This window comes from Microcoleus sp. S13_C3, assembly GCF_036700905.1.
GTDB lineage: Bacteria > Cyanobacteriota > Cyanobacteriia > Cyanobacteriales > Microcoleaceae > Microcoleus.
Genome location: NZ_JAUBPT010000135.1, coordinates 1,072 through 21,928, shown reverse-complemented (window position 1 = coordinate 21,928; position 20,857 = coordinate 1,072). Strand labels below are relative to the sequence as shown.

Here is a 20,857-nt window from a genome sequence, read left to right as displayed (position 1 = left end):
CGTCCCGCCCGTCCAAAAAGGACGGGCGGGACGCCCATCCCACTTTCAAGAGTGGAAGTTATTTAATTCTCATTCCTTACTGATTCAAGAATTGAGATAATTGGTGGTACAATGCGCGATCGCGGGCTTCTCTAACCTTAGATAGAAGCAAGACCGATGCAGAAATACGTCCTAAGAGTTTTGCGATCGCCCCTAGCATCAGGTAAGCTTCTTGTTAATTATTGCGCTTTGCTCAGGAGAAAAAATTTATGCCAGATATGTCCGGTCAAGACCCCTCGGAAATTAAAATGGCGACGGTTGATGAAGAAGAAAAAGGCGCAACGTTTAGCGGTACGGTCATCCTTGCTATCGATGTCGATGGTCCTGGGGAAGTCCTTTTCTTCAGAGACTTTTTGATTGAAGATTATAAAGGCGAACTTAGCGCTTATCTGGCAACAGATGGCAATATAACGAAAAGCATAGATTTAGGCGAAGTTAAGCATAAGAGCAGCAGCTTTAAGCTGCCAATTCCGCTGGGGACGGATACATCACCCTACAATACCGTCGTGCTGCGCGACGAAAAAAGCAAGAAAAAAGTTGTGACGATCGAGCTGTAAAATTTGCAATGAGAGCTCGTAGTTGGGCCAAGTTTGTTAGCGCAGCCCTCGAAGAGGATCGCCCTTTTTTTCCTGAAGTGCGATCGCTCTTAAATTAAGGTGCGTCACTTTCGATCCAACAGTCGAGTTGTAAAGTGATGCACCCTAATTTTTAAAATGGAATCGGATCGTAATCGGGATTTTCCGGTTCGTTAGACGAACCCGACTGGCGATCGGACTCAGAATTTGAAGACTGATGCGAGTTCCAATCCGAACTAGACGTGCGGTTAGCGCCGCTTGGAGCGCTGTTTGAACTGCGGTTACGCGAACCTAAAGGTACTACATTGCTTGGCACATTAGCCGGGGCGGTGTCGCGAATTTGAGCCGGTTCGGGGGCGGTTCTAGTTGGGGGAGTCGAACTCATTGCATCAGCCCCGACACTGTAAATCCTTTGAGCTGTCAGTTCAGCGCGCTTTTCTTTGATACCATCTCTTTCGATCGTATTCATGCTCAGCCGTCCCTCAATAATCACGCGATCGCCCTCGTGATATTTTTCGTGAATTTCTTGAGCAAAATTTCCCCATCCTATCACTTTCAAATGTTCGGGCGGATCTTCAGGTTTTGGGCCTGGAAACTGCACCAGCATCTCAGCGATTTGAAGTTGATTGTCAGGAGTATAACGGAGTTGCGGTTGTTGAATTATTTCCGCCATCAAAATGCAGCTATTCATCTGTTCTCTGTGCGTAATTGGGAATTGGGCATTGGGAATTGGGCATCGGGAATTGGGCATCGGGAATTGGGAATTGACCAAACAGGGAATTCGGGATTGGGAATTGGGCATGAACTTTCAAGTAAAAAGGTAAAACTTAAAATAACGCATTTTATTTTTTTACTTTTGCATTACCAATTCCCCATTGCCAATGCCCAATGCCCTGTTTGGCCAATGCCCAATTCCCGATTACACGTTACCAAATTTATCTTGGAGAACCGCCGCCTCGGCTTGACTGACAAAATCGTGAACGAGGGCGCGGTACTCCTTCAACGTTTCAGATACCCAATCTCGATCCTCACTGTTGGCGAAGATATGAACGGTCGGTTCACTAGCATCGGGTAAAACTAATACCCAATTGTCGTCGCTGTAGTTAAAAATCTTCACTCCATCTAATAATTCTAAACGATCGGGCGAATGAGTTTCTACTAAATGTCGCATCAGCGAACCCTTGATAGTCCAAGGACAGCGGACGCTGTAACTGCGGTGGGTGATGCGGGGAAGTTCCGCCTTGATCTGTCCGAGCGATCGCTCCTGAATCGTCATCATTTCTATCACTTTAGCAATGCAGAACATTCCGTCAAATCCGGGATGCAACTGCGGGAAAATAAAACCCATAAGGCCGCTGCCGCCCAAAACCACATTCGGGTTCCTGTTAGCGGCTTCCATCAAAGCAGTTGGGTTCGCCTTCGTGCGGATTACCTTGCTTTGATAGCGTCGGGCGATCGCCTCCACCGCAGAAGACGCATGAACCGGCACTACTACTGTACCTTTGGGATGAGAAGTCAGCATCAAATTTACCATCAACGCCGTCAGCATTTCCCCACGAATCGCTATCCCAGACTCATCTACCAAAATGAGCTGTTCGCCGTTAGCCGATACCTGCACTCCAAAATTAGCGCTGAGTGCTTTCACCACCCGGCCGAGTTGGTCAAGCAAATATTCCCGTTCCCCGTTGCTTAGAGAAGTCTGCTTGAGACTGGCATTGAGAACCACCGCATCGCAGCCGAACTTGGCGAGCATTTGGGGCAGAATTGCTCCTGAAACCGCGTAAACGTAATCGATTACCACCTTAGAATTGCTGTAGCGTATTGCCTCAACATTCATCTGCCGCTCAAAAATGCGGTTGTAAACATCAAGAGCTTGGTTAAAGTACGTCATCTCTCCAATTTCGGGAATTAGAGCTCGCCGCAAATCTTCCTTAAAATAAGCCCCCTCGATTTTCTTCTCAGCTCCTTTAGTAATATTGATGCCTTTGATATCGAAGAATTCAATTAAAATGTGGTCGGAGCGATCGGGCGAAATGCGAACGTGAATGCCGCCGGCAATTGATATCGTAGACGAAACCGTGCGCGCGATCGGAATTGCCGTCGATTCCAAATTGATCACATTAATTCCCACCGACATCAAACCCGCAATCAAAGACCTCGAAACCATCCGCGAAATGCTCCGCTGGTCACGAGAAACCGATACCGCAGTCCCGGGTTTCAAAGTCGAGCCATAAGCCGCGCCCAATTTTACTGCAAATTCCGGGGTAACATCCACATTTGCCAGTCCTTGAACGCCACGCTGACCGAACAAATTCCGCTTAGCTTGTTCTCCCCAAATTAAATTTTGATTTAACAGAGCGCCGGATTCAATATTTTTGCTCGGCCAGACGCGCACGCTTGGCCCCACTTGTGCTTCTTCTCCCACGATCGACATTGAACCGACGACAGCACCTTCGAGGACGTGAGCGCGCCTGTCTACGCGCGTACTCCGGCAAATCACGCAGGCCCTAAGATGAGCGTCTTCGCCGACAATTGCTCCGTTCCAGACGATGGGACGTTTGAGGTTGGCATCGGCCCCGACTGTCACGTTATCTCCGATCACAGTACCTGCATCGAGTTTAACTCGGGCTCCAATTCGGCAATTGTTGCCGATCATGACCGGTACTTCGACGATCGCGCTATCGTCAATAAAAGTATTCTGACCTACCCAAAGTCCCGATCGAACTTCGTTGTAGTAGCTCAAATCCAGTTTGACCTTTCCCCGCAGCGCGTCGTACTGAGCTTCCCGGTAAACATCTAGCTGGCCGACATCGCACCAGTAACCCTCGGCGATGTACCCGTACATCGGCTCGTTTTTTTCCAGTAGCAGGGGAAACAAGTCTTTCGAGAAGTCGCACTCCTGATGTGTCGGCAGGTAATCCAAGACTTCGGGTTCTAAAATATAAATGCCGGTATTGATAGTATCGGAGAAAATTTCGCTGCTAGAAGGCTTTTCCAGAAAGCGACTGATGCGGTAATTTTCCTCGGTAATCACGACCCCGAATTCCATCGGGTTGGGAACGCGAGTTAAAATTAACGTGGCTTTGGATTGCTGGCTGCGGTGAAATTTGATCGCTGCCGTTAAGTCGAAGTCTGTGATGCTGTCGCCGCTGATGACCAGAAAAGTGCGATCGAGCAGTTCAGCAATATTTTTGACGCAACCAGCCGTACCCAGCGGTTGGTCTTCCTCCACAGCGTAAGTCATTTGAACGCCAAACTCTGTCCCGTCAGTAAAATATTCGCGCATGACATCGGGAAGGTAGTGCAGCGTCGCAATAATTTCCGTAATCTGATGCCTTTTTAGCAAATTAATAATGTGTTCTGCGATCGGGCGATTCAGAATCGGCACCATCGGTTTGGGCAAATCGCACGTCAGGGGTCTGAGCCTCGTTCCCGATCCCCCAGCCATCAGCACTGCACGCATAAAATCCTCCTTGCTTAAAAAGCTCTCTACCGCTATTGTCCGCTAGAAAAAGTTTGCCTGCTGTAATTCGTCGGCCGCGAGCTATCAGTTCTTAGTTAATTATCTTTGAGTAGTGACACGTCTGTGAAATCCCGTTCGGCCAGGCCGTCCCCCAACAGCAACCGATTTCAACCGAATTAGAACTTGCGGCATCGCACCAATCCCCCGGTCGAGCTCGGATTTGTAGGGGATGTTGGGTAATATCAGTTAAAAAACAGAATGCAACTGTAGGCCCGTACTCGAAACCCTTATCTCATCAGTCATTCCCCATTCTTTAATTCTTCAATTCTTCAATTCTTCAATTCTTCAATGGTATAAGCCCTCAGAATCATCGGCTTTTGGCAGAAGTCCCTTCTGGCTTGCTCAGTGAAAGCTATTTCGGGGGTGTTATTTTTAAGTTTCTCGCCAGCGGGGATTTTGAACTCTCTTTCTGAAGGTGGAATTACTACGACTATCGGTGCGCCTTGGCGTCTGATAAATGATAGATTAAGGGTAGCGATGCAGGCTCGCTGACTCAAAATCCAATCAGTCGCTTAGGGGGTTATTTGATGGAACCGTTAATTGGATTGGTGTTGCTAGCCGCTTACGGCGGCGGTATTTGGAAATTTTGGAATGGTTTCAATCGCACTAACTTCGACAGAAGTTTTACAAATCGCCTGAAGCTGTCCCTGCTCTGGCCCGCGTTAATTTTTAATAAGCCTTACCGCCAAAACTTTACAAAAGCTCTCAAAGCTTCTAAAAGGTAATTCAAGAATGTCTAAAAAGTCCGATCGCCCAGTAGCGGGTAAGGAGCAGACTTGGTTTGCTAAAGGAAAATCAGATAGCTGGCAAGTCTTACTGTCGCAAGTCGCTTCTCGATTCGATCGCGAATACCGAGGAGAAGCTTTCGCCTTACCCGAAGAAGTCGAAGCAATGCCGATTTTCCTAGAATCAGTTGCAGGAACTCTCCAAGCAAAAACAGTTTCTCCCTTCTGGAAAATTGCCAAACCTCAAAAAAATCAGCGCTGTTTAGACATTGGCTGCGGAGTCAGCTTTCTCATCTACCCTTGGCGCGAGTGGGAGGCATATTTTTACGGTCAAGAAATCAGCAGCGCAGCGCGAGACGCCTTGAACGCTCGCGGCCCTCAGCTCAATTCTAAGCTGTTCAAAGGCGTAGAATGGGCCCCCGCTCACCAGTTAAATTACGAGGAGGCTCAGTTCGATTTATGCCTCGCTACAGGCTTTAGCTGTTACTATCCCATAGACTATTGGAGTATTGTCATGGGAGAAGTAAAGCGGGTACTAAAACCGGGTGGTCATTTTGTTTTTGATGTCCTCAACCCCAATGCTCCTTTAGCAGAAGATTGGGCAATTTTGGAAACTTATCGAGCCGGCGAAGTATTTTTAGAGACAATAGAAGATTGGGAAAAAATGATTAAAGCTGCGGGCGCTAAGGTAGTAAAAAAGCAAAGTGGCGACTTATTTCAAATGTATAAAGTTGAATACAATTGAGAGGTTAAGGGGAATAGGTAATAAGCTTTGTAGTCAAAATTTCAATCGTCCAAAGCCGGGTTTGGCAAACGAAAAACAACTTGATTCTTAGTGGAGAAAGTAAGGTGCGTCAGCAAGTTGAAATTAGTTGGAGAAGCAACAAATATTCAAGCTGACGCACCCTACTAACTACTAACTCACAACAGTGAAGCAAGCATATTGGATATTACTGAGATATTGCACCATTCTCAATTAGCCGTAGGGGCGGGTTCGCCAACAGCCTTAAAGCTTGCAAATAGGATCTATAAACCCGCCCGACCCCACGAAAAATCCTCTTATTGATATTGCTGCAAGATGTCAGATATTACCCATTCCCATAGCTGGTAAAAGTATAGTCATCTATTAAATGACATGGGAGGCCTTCGGCCCCTCCCCCTTCACTTTTACTTTGAGCGGATTGACCCGCATTGGCCCAGCTACGCAGATCCCTATCCCATTGCTCAATGCTTTTGGGAGTGCTTTTGCCACGATCGTGTAATACCCATTCACGGAGCGCATTAATTAACAAACCATCTGCGGTTTTGTACAAACCTCTGTGGATGTGTTTGCCAATCGGCTAGCTGGATGAGTGATAGGTGTGGCTCGTAAATTCATGCCGCGTTGAAAGCGGTTGCTTGGGCAGTCCAAATCCTTCTGATCAGTCAGCATATACTACTCCTGACTATCTTTGACGAGAAACTTAATGAAGTTTTACAATACCGATTGCCAATTACCGATGCCCAATTAATTTTCGGTAGTGGCCGGAGATGGGGCAGCTTCAGGCGATGGTGACACTTCCGGGGCCGGAGATGGCGACACTTCGGCTGCTGGAGATGGGGCAGCTTCAGGCGAGGGCGACACTTCCGGGGCCGGAGATGGCGCAGCTTCGGGCGAGGGCGACACTTCCGGGGCCGGAGATGGCGCAGCTTCGGGCTGCGGGGACTCTTGGCCGGGTTGCGGTTGAGGAGAAGGCGACTGTTCCGCGGCTGGTTTCGGTTCAGGCGAGGGCGACGGTTGAGCCGCGGGCTTGGGTGCCGACGGCGACGGTTTTGCCCCTGGCTGCGGTTTGGTGGAGGGGGTCGGCGGCTTCTCAAACTGCGGTTTCACTTCAGTAGGCGCTGGCTGCGGCTGGCCTGTTGGTCTGGGCGCGGGCTGCGGTTGGCCTGGTGGGTTGGGCCTGGTTGGGGTGAGAGGAATGCCACTACAAACTTTTTCGTCGTACTTAAACTCGACAGTCAGTTGGTAAAGCTTGTGCGTGCTGGCTGCAGAAAATGTTAGAGAAGGGCTAATAATCGCAATTTTAGCCGCATTATCGAGAATACCGTAACCCGTGGGGACGATCGGCTGTGGCTCGGCCTTGAGCAAGCCTTGAGGGCTGACAACTGCTCCAAAAACTGCTCTTCCTTGGAGTTTTTGCGAACAAGCTGCTACGGGATAAGGGACAGGCACAGAAGTCGGGCCCGTCGTTTCCAAGTCAGGATAAGCCTTTTTGAATTTATCAAACAAAGCAACATAGGTCTCTCCAGCCGCCAGCAGTGTCTCTCTGTCGGTGGGTAAGTTTGAACCCGGTTGACCGGACTGTCCTAGCTGTCGCTGTCCCTCTTCAAATTGTTGTCTCCTGATTCTTTCTTCGGGAGTTTCTGCGATGAGATTCCTTTTATTGGGATCTTTTTGAGTCAATTTTGGTACTCCATCGGGTCCCACATTCCTGCCAATTGGGAATTCCGGGGTAAAGACTGGAGCTCCGTCTGGAAATAGTGGGAGTCCGCCTCTACTGGCTATGATTTTTTTGAGCGCCTCTGCTTCATCTTCCGAGCCGCCGCCGGGAAGCGGGGGCGCTTCTGGCAGCGATGGTGGTGGCGGGATATTGCGATCGAAATTACCTGGTAATGGTGGGAAAAGGAAACCGCTGGGAGGTACGGGTGGGACGAAAGTGGGTATTGGCTGGGAGGGGGCTCTGACTGTTGGGGATGGAGTTTTGGGAGGTGGCGGGGCTGTTGGGGCCGTGAAGGGCGGGAGAGGGGAAGGAGGGAGAGGGGAAAAGAATCCAGTCGGGGGCATTCCCGGCGGCATGGCGGGCAAGTTGATGGTATCAGGTGCGGGGGGCAAGGGCGGGGCTAACTTTGGCGCTGGCCGAAGGGGAACTGGTGCGATCGAAAATGGCGTAAATCGCGTATTAGACGGTTTCGGTGGTATGGTTTGTGGCAGGCGGCCGGCTTCTGCGGGAGTTAGTTCTACTAAGCCGACAGAACCGGGGATATTTTTTGAGGAATTTCCACCATAAAATATGTTTGAGAGCGTCGGGGCGCTTACTCCGAGCACGCCGTGAAGGCCCACAGAAGCTAGGGCTGCCCACCAAAAAGGCTGGCGCAGCGGTTCGGAAAGGGTGTTTGCTAGGGAGGAAGAGTCAGTCATTTAAATTTTAGATTTTAGATTTTAGATTTTAGATTGGGGGATTGCGAGATTGAGTGATTGGGGGATTGGTAATTTATATTGTTGTGGTTGTGATTGAGTGTAAATTCGTTTTAATGAGGAGAGGTTGGGAATTCAAAGGTATAATTTTAGCACGATCGCCCTCGCAGTTGCCCGATCGACCTTGATGAAAATTCATGGGCCCGAAACTGAACCAAATTTATTAAACACGATCGACAAGTTCGATGGATCGGCGTTTCCAATTCGGTTACGCCATCAAAAAACTGATCGAGTGGCTGTCAGCCCAGCCCGCAGTCCCTCGGTAGCCCCGCCCCAAAATGAGTACAAGCCCCCGACACTAGCGTCAGGGTCGATTCTACAAATTGTAAATTAAAGTTCCTGCTCCCTGATTCACTGCGCTGCAAGTAAATCTAAAATCGTAAGGGCGATCGCACTCACGCCGAAGTCTCAAATCGAAAATCCAAAATCCAAAATCCAAAATCGATGGATTCACCAGCGATAGCGGTAATTTTTAAAAGGAGCTCCCTCGATGGTGAGCAAGTCGATGGGATAAATTGGAGCCCCGCTTGCCATATATTGAAACATTTCCCGAACTTCCTCTCCCCGTAGAGACAACTGGTCTAATTCCTTGAGAGAATACCAGCCAGCGCACAAAGTATGCTCATCCGGCTTACTCTTGGGCGGCGTCTTATCTTGTGGACGAGCCACAAAAATGACTCGGAGGCGCACATTACCCCTAGGCATCACTGTGTGCTCTACCCGGAGAATTCCCTCAACGATGATGGAAATGCCCGCTTCCTCAAAGGTATTACGCATAGCAGCTTCGAGCAAAGTCTCCCCTTTTTCCACTCGCCCTGCTGGGAGATACCACTGCTGCTCGTACTTGCGCTCTTGTACCAGTAGAAAACGGTCTTCTAAGTGAACGACAACTAGGGTAAAATACCATGTTTGAATCGGCTCGCGAGCCATAGAAGTAGATATTCCCTAAGCAAAAGGTTTAACGAGTGGCAGATGTTAGCAATCCAAAGGATGCTTCGGCAAGTGTCTTTTAACTTGAAAAACAGATCGTAGCACTCCGGCCGCAAAATCTAAAATCTAAAATCTAAAATCTAAAATTGACCATGCCATTACCAACCGTGATTTTACCAGGATATTTTGCTGCTGCTTCCGACTATCGGGAATTAGAAAAGTCTCTGGTCGATCGAGGTTTCCCAACAGTAACAGTGCCTCTGGGCAAGGGAGATTGGTTGCCGACTTTTGGCGGGCGGTCGATGGTGCCAATTTTGCGACAGCTCGATCGCACGGTCAAACAAATGTTACAGCAATACGGCGTTCCCCAGATCAATCTCGTCGGTCATTCCGCCGGCGGCTGGATTTCTCGCATCTATTTGGGCGAAAAGCCTTACACGATTCATGGCGACGTGCTTGAGGACGCGGGTTTGTGGGAAGCTCACCCTTATGTGAATACTTTAATCACTTTAGGCACGCCGCACGTCTCTCAAGAGCGCTGGACGCGCAAAAATCTAGATTTTGTCAAAATTCACTATCCGGGGGCTTTTCACCCGCAGGTGCGCTACGTGTGCGCTGCTGGGAAGGCTGTTTTTGGCAAGCGCGGTTTTGGGACTTGGCTGGCTTATAAAAGTTACGAGTTGACTGTGGGGAAAGGCGAAACTTGGGGAGATGGAATTACGCCGGTGGAAGCTGCTGTTTTGGATGGGGCCGAAAATTTGGTGTTGGAGGGGGTTTGGCATTCGCCTCGTTCTCCGGGGAAGTGGTACGGTTCGCCGGAGGTTTTGCCGGCTTGGATTGAGTATTTGTGTTAGAAATGAACCGCGAAGACGCGTTCGGCGAAGCCGTTCCCGTAGGGTAGGACGCGAAGGAAAAAGCAGAAGGTTTAAGGGAAGGATTTAGTTAGATATTTATATTAGGAGCGAGTTTAGTGCGGCAAAGCTCGCCCCCGCGATGCTATGTTTGCTTGAATTTTTATCGCTAACTGAATAGAGTGAAAAAATATTTTATGTGGCATCATCGGTAAGATTCAGAAGTCACGGCGAACCACACAATCAAATTAGAGGTTGGCTGGGGTGGAATTGGGCGACAATGCTACTGTGTGCTTGGATGCAGATAACGAATTTGAGCCGGATGCTTTGTGGAGAAGTGATGCGGGAGGTGGAGCGCAAATTAGGGATGATGATTATGTGCGATCGCACTCTGTACAATCATCGCAGTGTTTGGTATTTGGTGCGAGTGGCGATCGCTTGGGTGCAGTGATTTGTTATACTGATAATTGTAGACTTACGAAGCTTAGAACCATGAAAACCTATAGCTTTGATGCCATTATAGAGTTAGTCGAAGAAATGTCTGATGACGAACAGATCACTCTCATCGATTTGATCGGACGACGACTTAGGGAAAAACGGAGAGATGAGATCGCTCTTAATATTGTTCGTGCCGATGAAGAGTATTCGCATGAACAAGTATTCCGAGGCACAGTAAATGATATCATGGCAGAATTAAAAAGATGAGAACTCTTGTCTTAGCCTCTTCGTTCAAACGAGCTTTCAAATCCTTAATCCGCCAAGAACCTGAAATGGAGGAAAAAATAGCTGAGCGACTAGAACTATTGGCAAATGATCCATTTCATCCCTCACTTAAAACCCACAAGCTGAAAGGTAAGCTATCTGGTGCTTGGGCTTGTACTGTAGAGTACGACTGTCGAATAGTCTTCAATTTCAAAAAATCTTCAGATTCAGATGTTGAAGAGATCCTTCTAATTGATATTGGTAGCCATGACGAAGTTTATTGAGTTCATCCTTTAATCAAGAGACGTAACTCGATCCTCATACAGTTATTAGGAGGATTATGAGAGATGGGAATACTTTAAAGGAACGCTATTTGCGAGATGATCTACCCATTCGTTTGGGAAATTTAGCATCTAATTTGGCACGAATTAAATCTCGCTATCAAAATGCAGCTAATGGCGAAATAATTGAAAGTCTACTGCAAGAAAGTAAGCTGTTTATTGAATGGACTGCTCAAGATGCAGAGATAGAAATAGCTGCTGAGTTAGTTGAGTTGCAGATTCAGTTAGCTTGCTGGCAGTATTCTTGGGCAAGGGTTTGGGAGGATGCAGAACAACGAATGAGAGTTGGAGAAGAGGGAAGGATTTGGTCAGAAAAAGTGCTGAATATGTCGGGTTTGTTGGCGGTGAATGAGATGGAGGGCGATCGATCTTGATGCGTGATGGGGCGAGGGGTCATCAGACAAACCAAAGGGCGATCGCCCTTTGTTTTTTCTGCTACGATCGCTCTTTGTAGAATCATCAGTATGGCTGAGATTCTGCGTTGTTTTTCTGAGATTCTCCTTTGCTTTTCGGAGATTCTCCTTTGTTTTCCTTTGTTTCTACGTTATTCACCTTTGTTTCTAAGTTAGTTACCTTTGTTTCTAAGTTAGTTACCTTTGTTTCTAAGTTAGTTACCTTTGTTTCTACGTTAGTCACCTTTGTTTCTAAGTTAGTCACCTTTGTTTCTAAGTTAGTTACCTTTGTTTCTAAATCACTAACTTGTCCTCCGTCACATCTTGTCATTAAAAATATGACTATAACAAAAGCTAAGGCATAAATTAAGGATTTGCGTATAGGGGTTCTAGTTGCACGTCCATAAGACTTGATAACTCGATAGTCTATGCCATCTTCAATATCGCTATATTTCGGTTTCTCTTCAGACATATTTAACTCCTTGTTCTTAATAGACGGACGATTAACGGGCGCAACTCATCACTACTTCTTGCACGGACTGTAAAAACCCAAGAATCATTGTTGGAGAAATCTTCTATCCCTAATTGAGTGCAAGCTGTATTAATGTTTTGAATCATCCGCTCAAAAGGATGTTTAGCATACTCTCTGAAGTCCCGAAAATTGCTGGTTCTTAAATATCCATCATTAATCAATTTCTCAATTAAGTCTTTTTTGTTAATCACGAATATAACACTTGTCAAGTTTGGGCTGTGTAAGCTTGAAAAGAGTAATTGTAATGATACTTCATTAATGTATTCGTAGTGTTCTCGAACCCTTTCTTTGATTTTATCTACTAACATATTTCCGCTCTTAAGCCATTCAAGTAGAGATTCATCATTAAGGGGGTTGCCCTGTGCGTCAGTTATTCTAGGGACAAGATCTACAATGAATATAATGGCATTAAGTACCCGATTGCCTTCAGTACCAAAAAAGTCGGCCGCATTGTTAATTATTACCTGGCTAGGTTGTTGCCCTTTGTAATCCGCTACTTCCACGTGAGTATATTGACCCAACTGTAACTCTTGTCTATGTAGCAGAACTTTGAAACGACGATAATTAAAGTATGGAGTTGATTGTCTCCGTGGATCTGCTGGATCTATAAATGTAAAAGCGGTTTCTAGAAAAGTAGTTTTACCACTTCCAGGACGACCAAAAATTAAAATCCTATAAATTGATTTGTCGATGTATGCGCTGGTGAATAAGTCATCAATCGAAACCTCCAATTTTTTTCTGATAGGCTCAAATAACAACGCTCCAACTGGACTCAATATGAAAAGTGTCACAGCTACAGCAGCTTCCTGATTTAAAGATTTAGAAGAAAATATCCACAAGATGAGCTGAACTGCACCAATTAAGTAAATACTGACAATACTCAAGCCTAAACCGACAACCGAATCCCTATTATTCATGTTTTTTTCAACCTTTATTACGCGGGGTTCCCTCTATCTAAGATAGAAAAGTGCAAGGGTTTAATCTCTAAATTAACTATTTACTACTTCTCCTCTAGTTCTGAGAAATCCGAAGTATTTTAATAAAAAAATGTTCAATTTTGCCGACACTTTCATTCTACTGAATCTATTTTTGTCCAAAAATGTACTAAAAAGCCGGAAATGTGAGCTATAATACACAAAATTCTGGTGTCTACCTAAACCGATGAACCTAAAAGAAGCGTTAAAACTCGCCGATCGCATAGTCTTCGAGAAAACGGGTCAACACCTTGATGATTTACAAGAGGCGGTACTGCGGGGAACTCTAGAACGCGAGACATACAAGCACATAGCCAAAGATTTTGACTGTTCTGAAAGTAGTGCTAGGAATGCGGGTTCGGAATTATGGCGGATTCTTTCAGAAGAATTAGGGGAAGATGTCAATAAAAAGAATTTTTGCTCGGCAATGGAGAGGTTGCAAATCTCCATTGTTTCGCATTTTGCACAAGACTGTGTGCAAATAAGTTGCGTTAATTATTGTGGAGAAGCTAGACACCCGCCAAATATCCCAAACTCACACCCACCAAATCAGGAAACAGCTAACTCAAAACAAACTAAAACTCTACATCAAGATTTAAGCGAAATGCCGGAGTTGGGCGATTTCTACGATCGCACCCCCGAACTCCACACCCTCACCACCTGGATTCTACAACAACACAGCCGCCTCCTCACCCTCACCGGCATCAGCGGTATCGGCAAAACCACCCTAGCAGTACAACTCGTACAACAAATTAAAGACGAGTTTGAGTACGCAGTTTGGTACACACTAGACGAATACCCCACCATAGAAAAATTTCAATCTAACCTAATACAGCTTTTTTGCCAGTCAGAAAAACAAGATTCATCCCCAACAGACCAAAAACGCTTACCGCTGATTAAGTATTTACAAAACCATCGCTGTTTAATAGTCTTAGATGACGTTCACAACCTTTTCTGTAGCGGCAAATTGGCAGGAAAATATAAACCAGAATCCGAAGAATATCGCTCTTTATTCAAACAAATAGAAAAATTATCCCATCAAAGCTGCTTTCTGTTAATAGGTTGGGAACAACCGAGAGAAGTGACTCAAGCTAAAAGCCAAAATACTTCCATTCGCACCTTACAAGTCAAAGGTTTAGACATCGCCGCCGGACGGGAAATACTCAGAGATTATGGGTTAGAAGAAAGCGACAACAGTGAAGCACTCATTCATCGTTACCAAGGCAACCCCCTATGGTTAAAAAGCGTGGCGAATCTGATTCAAGACTTGGGTGGAGGCGTGACAGAGTTATTACCAAATGATACTATATTGTTGCCGGAAGATTTGAAAGATGTTTTACAGCAGCAGTTCGATCGCCTATCCGAACTAGAAAAACAAGTAATCTCCTTGTTAGCCAAAGAAAGCCAGCCAATCAACCGGGCAAAATTGCTAGAAAATGAGATAATTCCGGCTTCAGATTTGCTAAATGCGCTGCAATCTCTATCGCGGCGCTGCTTGATTGAACAACAAGCAAATTTTTACACGATTTCACCTGTACTGAGGCAATATGCGATCGCCCAGGCGGTGTAATTGATACAACCCTTGCTTGCATTCTCGCCCTTCACCCAAATTACGAGAAGTGGCAATGGGCGATCGGGTAAATGGGGCGATCGGTTCGATAGAATGATCGGTAGTCGCAATTCCATTGTTTGCCATGACGCTAAAAGAATTAGAGCCTCAACTGCTGGCACTCTCTGACGACGAAAAAGCTCAAGTCGTTCAACTCCTATCTCAAGGTAAAATTACTCCTTGGCGCGGTATTGAAAAAACGCCTGATGTTTGTGGCGGGAGTGCCTGCATTGCTGGAACTCGCATCACCGTTTGGGGACTTGTAGAAGCTCGTCGCTTTGGCTATAGTGAAGCCGAGTTACTCACAAGCTATCGATTACTCTCTGCTACTGATATTGCTAACGCTTGGGCTTATGCTGAAGCCTTTCCCGATGAAATTGAAACAGAAATTCGGGAAAACAATGAAGTGATGGACGAGGATTTGTAGCAGATGGCACGTCTCTATGCCGATGAGCAATACCTTCACCGTAACTTAGACGGTAGTGATGCCTTGCCCTAAATGCTTCAAGACTTGAAAAGCCGATCGCAATTCACTTCGCACAGTATAAATCGAAAATGCCCGCGATAACCCGTATTCGGCTGTAGGTTGAGCCTTGAGTTTCACAAACAACACATCATCGCCATTCGTCAACATACCAAATCTCGGTTTATCCAAATCAGGATTTGCCATCATGTATGCTAATGCTTGGGGTAATGCCGATCGCGTCGAAATCGTAGTCTTCTTACACTCCAAAACCATTACCCAAAGCTGATTCTGCAAAATCAAAATATCAATTCGTCCGCGCAGGGTTTCTTCCCCATCATCGATCGCAATTTCGATAGCAGCTTCAGCCTTCATCCTGAAAGGTGGATCGTAGAATCCCGCCAGTTCTAACAAAGGTGATGCCACCAGGAAAGTCACTGCCCCTTCTAACAATTCTCTATCGGCCCTATGATATAGCAATCTGCGTCGTAGCGTATCCAAAGCAGTCTGTTCAGAATCGCTGAGACTTGGCAATTGGGTTTGCCACTCTGTAAAAAAAGCCTCATCCTCATTTCGGCTCAAATTCAACCTTGATTCAGCCTCAGCAAGGCTTTTAATAGCTTCTGTAACTGCAATAACCTTTGCCATTCGTTCACCTTTGATTCAAACCGTTGAATTTCCCACGAACATTAGCTTCATTGTAAGCAAAAGTAGGGATACTGCTATAGCGATCGCAGTTTTCAATATCACTTCTATGGGTTTGTGTCCAAAAACAAAAACCGGGCAACTTCAAAGCTACCCGGCAATCCTAACTTTAGACTTCAGACAAATCTAAAATCTAAAACCTAAAATTCTTAAACAGCCACAGTCTTCTTAGCAGAAGAGCTCAATTCGCCCTTAGCATACTTAGCTGCAAAGTCGTCCAAAGATACTTGCTTAATCTTTGTACCGTGACCGGCGCAACCGAAAGAGTTGTAACGATCGCTACAAACCTTCTGCATATACTTGATCGACGGCTTCAAGAAGTGGCGGGGGTCAAACTCATCGGGCTTGGCAAACAAAGCTTCGCGCACCGCAGCGGTAATCGCCAAACGGTTGTCAGTATCGATATTGATCTTGCGAACGCCGCACTTGATGCCCTTTTGGATTTCTTCCACAGGTACGCCGTAGGTTTCGCGGATTTTGCCGCCGTTGCTGTTGATGATTTCCAACAATTCTTGGGGCACAGAAGAAGAACCGTGCATTACCAAGTGAGTATTCGGCAAGCGGCGGTGAATTTCTTCAATGCGGCTGATTGCCAAAATTTCGCCAGTCGGCTTGCGAGTGAACTTGTAAGCGCCGTGAGAAGTGCCGATCGCCACTGCTAGAGCATCAACGCCGGTTTGCTCGACGAAATCCACAGCTTGTTCAGGATCTGTCAGCAACTGATCGTGAGAAAGCGCACCTTCAAAGCCGTGGCCGTCTTCTGCTTCGCCCATCCCTGTTTCCAGAGAACCCAAGCAACCCAGTTCGCCTTCAACGCTAACGCCGATCGAATGAGCAACATTCACCACATCGCGAGTAACTTGAACGTTGTACTCGTAGCTAGCGGGAGTCTTAGCATCCGCTTCCAGAGAACCGTCCATCATGACGCTGGTGAAACCTTGGCGCATGGCAGAATAGCAAGTGCCGGGGGCATTGCCGTGGTCTTGGTGCATGGAAATGGGAATGTGAGGATAGGTTTCAACTGCTGCCAAAATCAAGTGGCGCAGGAAATTTTCGCCAGCGTAGGAGCGAGCGCCGCGAGAAGCTTGCAGAATCACAGGGCTGTTGGTTTCGTCAGCAGCGCGCATGATCGCTTGGATTTGCTCCATGTTGTTGACGTTGTAAGCCGGTAGGCCGTAACCATTTTCAGCCGCGTGGTCGAGCAGCAATCGCATAGGTACAAGCGCCATAGATATTCCTCCTAATTATTTGTGATTTTTGGGCAGTGAATTTTGGACAAGCTCAATTCTTACGATAATCTTAAGACAATTTGCCACCGATCGCGCACTATCTTTCCAGATTTACTAAAAAGTTCAACAAACAAAATTTTGAGTTCCGAGCATTCAGCTCAAAACTCAAAATTCTTAACTCACAAATTTTTTATGGGTCGCCCGGGATTTGAACCCGAGACCAATCGGTTAAAAGCCGAATGCTCTACCGCTGAGCTAGCGACCCGCGAAAACATTGTTACCGCACACAATTTCTAATAGTAGCACCCCTCATTTGAAATAGCAAGTGTTTTGTTAAATAAAATTTGCAGTCATGCGAACCAGCATCTCGCAAGTCGCTCCCGGCTGCAAATAAATCAAGTGTTCGCCAGTGTTGAGGGCATTTCGAGGAGCAGTCCAAGGTTCCAAACAGTAAAAATCCTTGCCCTTCACCATCCAGAAAACCAACTTCCCATAGCTGGAGTTGTAACTGAGGGTGAGCCGCAAGCCGCTCGCCGCGTCAGTGACAGTAGCAGCAAGACCAGTGAGCTCGTCAAAGGAAACATCAATTTCATCCAGCGTCTCGTCAAAAACCCCGGTGAAGTAACCCTTGGAATGGGTGTTCTGATCTCTGTACTGCATCCCCGGAATCTCAAAGCGGAGCTTAGATTTGTCCGGCGCCAAAAAGTAGGGATGCAAACCACTAGAAAACGGCATGGGTTCGTCAGACAGATTGGTATAGCGCTGAAAAATTTCCAAAGAATTGCCTTTAATCTGATAAGTGAAGGCTAGTTGGAAATCAAAGGGATAAATAGCCAGCGTCTTGTCGCTGCTGTCGAGAATCAGGGTAAGGGCGGCGCAACCATCCGTAACTTGTTCGCCTATTGTCCAAGGCAAGTCTCGAGCAAAGCCGTGCTGTTTGAGCTTACGCTCCACTCCCTTGTGCGTGTAAGTATTCTCGGGGAGATTGCTGCAGATGGGAAACAGGATGGGAATCCCGCCACGTACAGTTAGATCTGGATTGGCGAACCGTTCCGCGTCCAAATAGAAGATTTCTTTGCCTTCAACCAGCCAGCTAGTGGCAATACCGCCCCGTTCCGGCACAACTTCTAGAGTAGAGTTAGCGGTTTCGTCGGAGAGGATATAGGTTTTGTACTGCTTTTGCTTGAGCGCGATCGCAAACACATTTGTCATCGGTAGTAGGTCATTGATCATTGGTTGTCAGTAAATCGATCGTTAATAATTGGTCGCTAGTATGTTGATGTTCACCCATTACCGCCCCTATCCTCCCCGGCATCCTCGCTCCGGCCGCCACCGGCTAACCAATGCTCCTAGCTATAGGGGGCAGGGCGATCCGCTGCTTGGAGCGGTTGCTGCTGGTAGCTGGAACGATCGCTGAGGTCGGCTGCCCTTTGAGTGCGACTTCAAAAGATACTGGCCGACTGGGGGGAAGATAGCTTTGGGGACTCGGCACTTCTCCTTGACTGGGAGATGGGGGCGAAATAAACGGCTCTTTGATGAATGGCTCTTTTGTAAACGGATCTGGTTCCCGGCTGGGATTTTGAGGTTGAGTGGGGTAGATGCGCGGCGGCAAATTTTGATTCGGAGGTGGGTTTGATTCAATTGCAGGCCCCGTCCCGTTCGGGAAAAATGAGGAGTTGTCCGGCTGTTGGGGCGCAGCCGGCAAAGCCGGCAAAATCAAAGTAGGTTTGGGTTGTCCGGGGCCTTGCTGATTGCGTTCACCGGAGGCTCCCCCGGAACCTCGCCCGGGCTGGTATGTACCGCTCTTGGCTGCTCCTGGCAAGGGAGAATTTGGAGTTTTTGATGCCGAACCTGGCTGGACTAGGGCTTCGAGAACTACAGAAGATGGCATCGGTCGATCGAAAATACTAGAAATTTGCTCGACGCGTTTGAGGATGCGATCGGCTGCGGCTCCCTTCACCACCTTCGGCTGAAACTTTTTCACCTCCACAGGCAGAAACTCTACCTTCATATTCCTGTCTTTGAGCGATACTTTCAGGACTGCAGTATCGTAATCCCTCCGAGCATTCGGGCCGAATATAAAATTACCCAGCGAGTAAACTATCGGGCGGCCCTTGTAAATTTCTGCACCTTGCAGTACCTGGGGATGGTGTCCCACTACCAAATCAGCTCCTTGGTCGATCGTGAACCGAGCCAAATCAATCTGCCAGTCCCCCGGATAATCTGCCAATTCGACTCCCCAGTGGTAATTAACAATAATCCAGTCTACCTGACCCCTAAGAGCTCGAATATCCTCGGCCACGCGATTGTTGCGGCGGGGGTTAGTGCCCGCTTTCCCTTGGTCGGCGACGTTAAGCTCGGCATCGTAATAACCGAGGTAGGCAATCCGCTGACCCTTAACTTCAATAATATCTGGACGCCTCGCTTCTTTAATATCTCTGCCGGCTCCCAGGTGTTGAATCCCACTATTATCTAGAGTATTCATAGTCTCCACCAGCCCCGGTTCCTCGTAATCCATAGCGCGGCTATTTGCCAGATTGACAATATCCACTCCTCCGGCGGTTAATACTTTCACCGATTCTGGATCGGCTTTAAAATTTAATTGTTTTTTGCCAGAGCCCAATGTAGAGCGAGTCAGGCAGTTTTCTAGGTTAACCATCGCCACATCTGCTTGCCGATACTCGTCCATATTGGCGAAAGCCCATTGGTGATCGTTGGCAGCAGATGCTCCGAGCGCATCCGATAGATTCACATTTCCTCCGAACATCAGCGTTACTGTTGGGTCGTAAGGATTAGCAACTTGCTTTTGCTGTACTACTGGTACCACTTCTAAGGCCGCTTGCACCGTATCCGCACGTTTTGGAGGCGGCCCCGAAATTACAGCAGCTTGCTGGTAGCCGGATACGGGAGATACTGACTGCAGGGTCAGAGCTTCGTGGTAGCTGACCCAACACCCTAAAATAAATGAGGCAAGTGCCGATCCCACTAGCAGCAGAGAACGATACGTTTTAAATTTAACCCAATCGACGACCGGTAGGGAACGGTAACGCCGCCGCTGGCGGTTTGCCGGAGTGACAATTCGTACTGACTGTTTCCAGAGAATGTCTGCATCCCCAGCCAAGCGCGCGTGAATTCGCACTCCTTCTACTGCTGGCGAGTTGAGTCTCCAGAGTTGGTGGCAAATAAATTTGACTAAGCCTTCCCGGAGAGTGCTCCCCAGTAATGTAGTATCTGGCGCAAATTCGCGCTGGAATTCTACGATGATTTGGACGCAGCCGGCCTGAGCCTGTTCGACGCGGGCATAAATCCCTTCGGGGCGCAGCAAGCTGTCAATCCAGTAATTCAGGGCTTGAAAGTTGCCCGATCGCGCTAGTTCCAAGATAGACGGCTGCGACCAATTTTCTGCGTACACCATCAATTAGCCTCCTTAATACGCACGAGCGATGACTCCAATTTGTTTTGAACGGAACCGCAATTCTTTTAGCTTAACCGCCACAGGTTCCGCTGCCCGTTTTGAAGCTAGTTGTTGGCCGCCACCATTTTCTACATTTAGGGGCTGCCTGCTGTCAGTGATTTTTATCACACTCCGGTCAATCGATTTTAGATTTTAGATTTTAGATTTTAGATTGAGTTCATAGGGGGTACTGGGGGCTAGAAATAACTTCCAAACAAGAGGTTTCTGGGGGAGTTGAGGCATAATAGAGCGAGAAATCTGAGGCAGAGTCTGTTTTTATTGTCGCTGTTTGAGTGTCGCTTTAGAGCTTTCGCTTTGAGATTTGAGATTTGAGATTGAGCCTTGACGGCGTTAGGGGGCGATCGAACAATCGATTTTAGATTTTAGATTTTAGATTTTAGATTGAGTTGACACAGGGTACTCGGAACCAGAACAAAAGTCGAAACACTCTTGTTTCTGGGGGAGTTGAGGTAGAAAAGAGCGAGATTTCTGAGGCAGAGCCTGTTTTTATTGTCGCTGTTTGAGTGTCGCTTTAGAGCTTTCGCTTTGAGATTTGAGATTTGAGATTGAGCCTTGAC

At 47.1% G+C, this 20,857-nt stretch carries 23 protein-coding genes and 1 tRNA gene; 11 read left to right on the top strand and 13 right to left on the bottom strand.

Annotated elements, in window-relative coordinates; genetic code table 11:
* Nucleotides 1-248: 248 nt before the first annotated feature.
* Nucleotides 249-596, top strand: a complete 348-nt coding sequence (locus tag QUA16_RS27790; protein ID WP_333109339.1) for a hypothetical protein — start codon at nt 249-251, stop codon at nt 594-596.
* Nucleotides 597-747: 151 nt separating this feature from the next.
* On the opposite strand, the gene QUA16_RS27785 is transcribed toward QUA16_RS27790, so the two are convergent.
* Nucleotides 748-1,305, bottom strand: coding sequence for a single-stranded DNA-binding protein (locus QUA16_RS27785; protein WP_333109340.1), 558 nt, complete (start codon nt 1,303-1,305; stop codon nt 748-750).
* Here QUA16_RS27785 and QUA16_RS27780 point away from each other — a divergent pair.
* The gene (locus tag QUA16_RS27780; RefSeq protein WP_333109342.1) at nt 1,292-1,438 is read left to right on the top strand and encodes a hypothetical protein; all 147 of its coding nucleotides are present in this window, start codon (nt 1,292-1,294) and stop codon (nt 1,436-1,438) included. The genes QUA16_RS27785 and QUA16_RS27780 overlap by 14 nt on opposite strands.
* Nucleotides 1,439-1,533: 95 nt before the next feature.
* Here QUA16_RS27780 and QUA16_RS27775 read toward each other — a convergent pair whose 3' ends face one another.
* On the bottom strand, nt 1,534-4,077 hold the full coding sequence (locus QUA16_RS27775) for a mannose-1-phosphate guanyltransferase (protein WP_333109343.1): 2,544 nt from the start codon (nt 4,075-4,077) through the stop codon (nt 1,534-1,536).
* Between the two features lie 587 nt (nt 4,078-4,664).
* Here QUA16_RS27775 and QUA16_RS27770 point away from each other — a divergent pair.
* Together QUA16_RS27770 and QUA16_RS27765 are read left to right on the top strand one after the other, a co-directional pair.
* Nucleotides 4,665-4,862, top strand: a complete 198-nt coding sequence (locus tag QUA16_RS27770) for a hypothetical protein (protein ID WP_333109345.1) — start codon at nt 4,665-4,667, stop codon at nt 4,860-4,862.
* Nucleotides 4,863-4,869: 7 nt separating this feature from the next.
* Complete coding sequence (locus tag QUA16_RS27765) at nt 4,870-5,607, top strand: class I SAM-dependent methyltransferase (protein WP_333109346.1); 738 nt, start codon at nt 4,870-4,872, stop codon at nt 5,605-5,607.
* Between the two features lie 762 nt (nt 5,608-6,369).
* Here QUA16_RS27765 and QUA16_RS27760 read toward each other — a convergent pair.
* Nucleotides 6,370-8,040, bottom strand: a complete 1,671-nt coding sequence (locus QUA16_RS27760; protein WP_333108183.1) for a hypothetical protein — start codon at nt 8,038-8,040, stop codon at nt 6,370-6,372.
* 507 nt (nt 8,041-8,547) lie between these two features.
* Nucleotides 8,548-9,027 carry an NUDIX domain-containing protein gene (locus QUA16_RS27755; RefSeq protein ID WP_333053933.1) on the bottom strand — a complete coding sequence of 160 codons (480 nt, stop codon included), beginning with the start codon at nt 9,025-9,027 and terminating at the stop codon, nt 8,548-8,550.
* 152 nt (nt 9,028-9,179) lie between these two features.
* Between QUA16_RS27755 and QUA16_RS27750 the strand changes: the two genes are divergently transcribed.
* From QUA16_RS27750 to QUA16_RS27730, 5 genes are all read left to right on the top strand, one after another.
* Nucleotides 9,180-9,881 carry an esterase/lipase family protein gene (locus tag QUA16_RS27750; RefSeq protein ID WP_015177159.1) on the top strand — a complete coding sequence of 234 codons (702 nt, stop codon included), beginning with the start codon at nt 9,180-9,182 and terminating at the stop codon, nt 9,879-9,881.
* A gap of 196 nt (nt 9,882-10,077) precedes the next feature.
* A complete protein-coding gene (locus QUA16_RS27745) occupies nt 10,078-10,329 on the top strand; it encodes a hypothetical protein (RefSeq protein WP_333181499.1) in 252 nt (83 codons plus the stop codon).
* 41 nt (nt 10,330-10,370) lie between these two features.
* Entirely contained in the window at nt 10,371-10,583 is a 213-nt protein-coding gene (locus QUA16_RS27740) for a hypothetical protein (RefSeq protein WP_333181497.1), read from the top strand.
* Nucleotides 10,580-10,864, top strand: a complete 285-nt coding sequence (locus QUA16_RS27735) for a type II toxin-antitoxin system mRNA interferase toxin, RelE/StbE family (RefSeq protein ID WP_333108187.1) — start codon at nt 10,580-10,582, stop codon at nt 10,862-10,864. The genes QUA16_RS27740 and QUA16_RS27735 overlap by 4 nt, the downstream gene beginning before the upstream one ends.
* 56 nt (nt 10,865-10,920) lie before the next feature.
* Nucleotides 10,921-11,295 (top strand): hypothetical protein, encoded by a 375-nt coding sequence (locus QUA16_RS27730; protein ID WP_333108188.1) that lies wholly within the window; start codon nt 10,921-10,923, stop codon nt 11,293-11,295.
* Nucleotides 11,296-11,380: 85 nt separating this feature from the next.
* On the opposite strand, the gene QUA16_RS27725 is transcribed toward QUA16_RS27730, so the two are convergent.
* Entirely contained in the window at nt 11,381-11,785 is a 405-nt protein-coding gene (locus QUA16_RS27725) for a hypothetical protein (protein ID WP_333108189.1), read from the bottom strand.
* 2 nt (nt 11,786-11,787) lie between these two features.
* The gene (locus QUA16_RS27720; protein WP_333108190.1) at nt 11,788-12,762 is read right to left on the bottom strand and encodes a hypothetical protein; all 975 of its coding nucleotides are present in this window, start codon (nt 12,760-12,762) and stop codon (nt 11,788-11,790) included.
* Between the two features lie 244 nt (nt 12,763-13,006).
* Here QUA16_RS27720 and QUA16_RS27715 point away from each other — a divergent pair, with 244 nt between their 5' ends.
* Nucleotides 13,007-14,389: an NB-ARC domain-containing protein gene (locus QUA16_RS27715; protein ID WP_333108191.1), complete on the top strand. Its 1,383-nt coding sequence runs from the start codon at nt 13,007-13,009 to the stop codon at nt 14,387-14,389.
* Here the strand turns inward: QUA16_RS27715 and QUA16_RS27710 are convergent.
* Entirely contained in the window at nt 14,348-14,515 is a 168-nt protein-coding gene (locus QUA16_RS27710; protein WP_333181495.1) for a hypothetical protein, read from the bottom strand. The genes QUA16_RS27715 and QUA16_RS27710 overlap by 42 nt on opposite strands.
* Here QUA16_RS27710 and QUA16_RS27705 point away from each other — a divergent pair.
* Nucleotides 14,514-14,855, top strand: a complete 342-nt coding sequence (locus QUA16_RS27705; protein ID WP_333108192.1) for a DUF433 domain-containing protein — start codon at nt 14,514-14,516, stop codon at nt 14,853-14,855. The genes QUA16_RS27710 and QUA16_RS27705 overlap by 2 nt on opposite strands.
* 45 nt (nt 14,856-14,900) lie before the next feature.
* On the opposite strand, the gene QUA16_RS27700 is transcribed toward QUA16_RS27705, so the two are convergent.
* The 6 genes from QUA16_RS27700 to QUA16_RS27675 form a co-directional block, all read right to left on the bottom strand.
* Nucleotides 14,901-15,539 carry a type I restriction endonuclease gene (locus tag QUA16_RS27700; RefSeq protein ID WP_333108193.1) on the bottom strand — a complete coding sequence of 213 codons (639 nt, stop codon included), beginning with the start codon at nt 15,537-15,539 and terminating at the stop codon, nt 14,901-14,903.
* Nucleotides 15,540-15,745: 206 nt separating this feature from the next.
* Nucleotides 15,746-16,825, bottom strand: a complete 1,080-nt coding sequence (gene fba, locus QUA16_RS27695) for a class II fructose-bisphosphate aldolase (protein WP_006633469.1) — start codon at nt 16,823-16,825, stop codon at nt 15,746-15,748.
* Nucleotides 16,826-17,018: 193 nt separating this feature from the next.
* A tRNA-Lys gene (locus tag QUA16_RS27690) sits at nt 17,019-17,090 on the bottom strand.
* A gap of 68 nt (nt 17,091-17,158) precedes the next feature.
* Entirely contained in the window at nt 17,159-18,028 is an 870-nt protein-coding gene (locus tag QUA16_RS27685; protein WP_445252207.1) for an aldose epimerase family protein, read from the bottom strand.
* Between the two features lie 133 nt (nt 18,029-18,161).
* Nucleotides 18,162-20,240, bottom strand: a complete 2,079-nt coding sequence (locus tag QUA16_RS27680) for a CapA family protein (RefSeq protein WP_333108195.1) — start codon at nt 20,238-20,240, stop codon at nt 18,162-18,164.
* 12 nt (nt 20,241-20,252) lie between these two features.
* Nucleotides 20,253-20,408, bottom strand: coding sequence for a hypothetical protein (locus tag QUA16_RS27675; protein ID WP_158307982.1), 156 nt, complete (start codon nt 20,406-20,408; stop codon nt 20,253-20,255).
* Nucleotides 20,409-20,857: the final 449 nt, after the last annotated feature.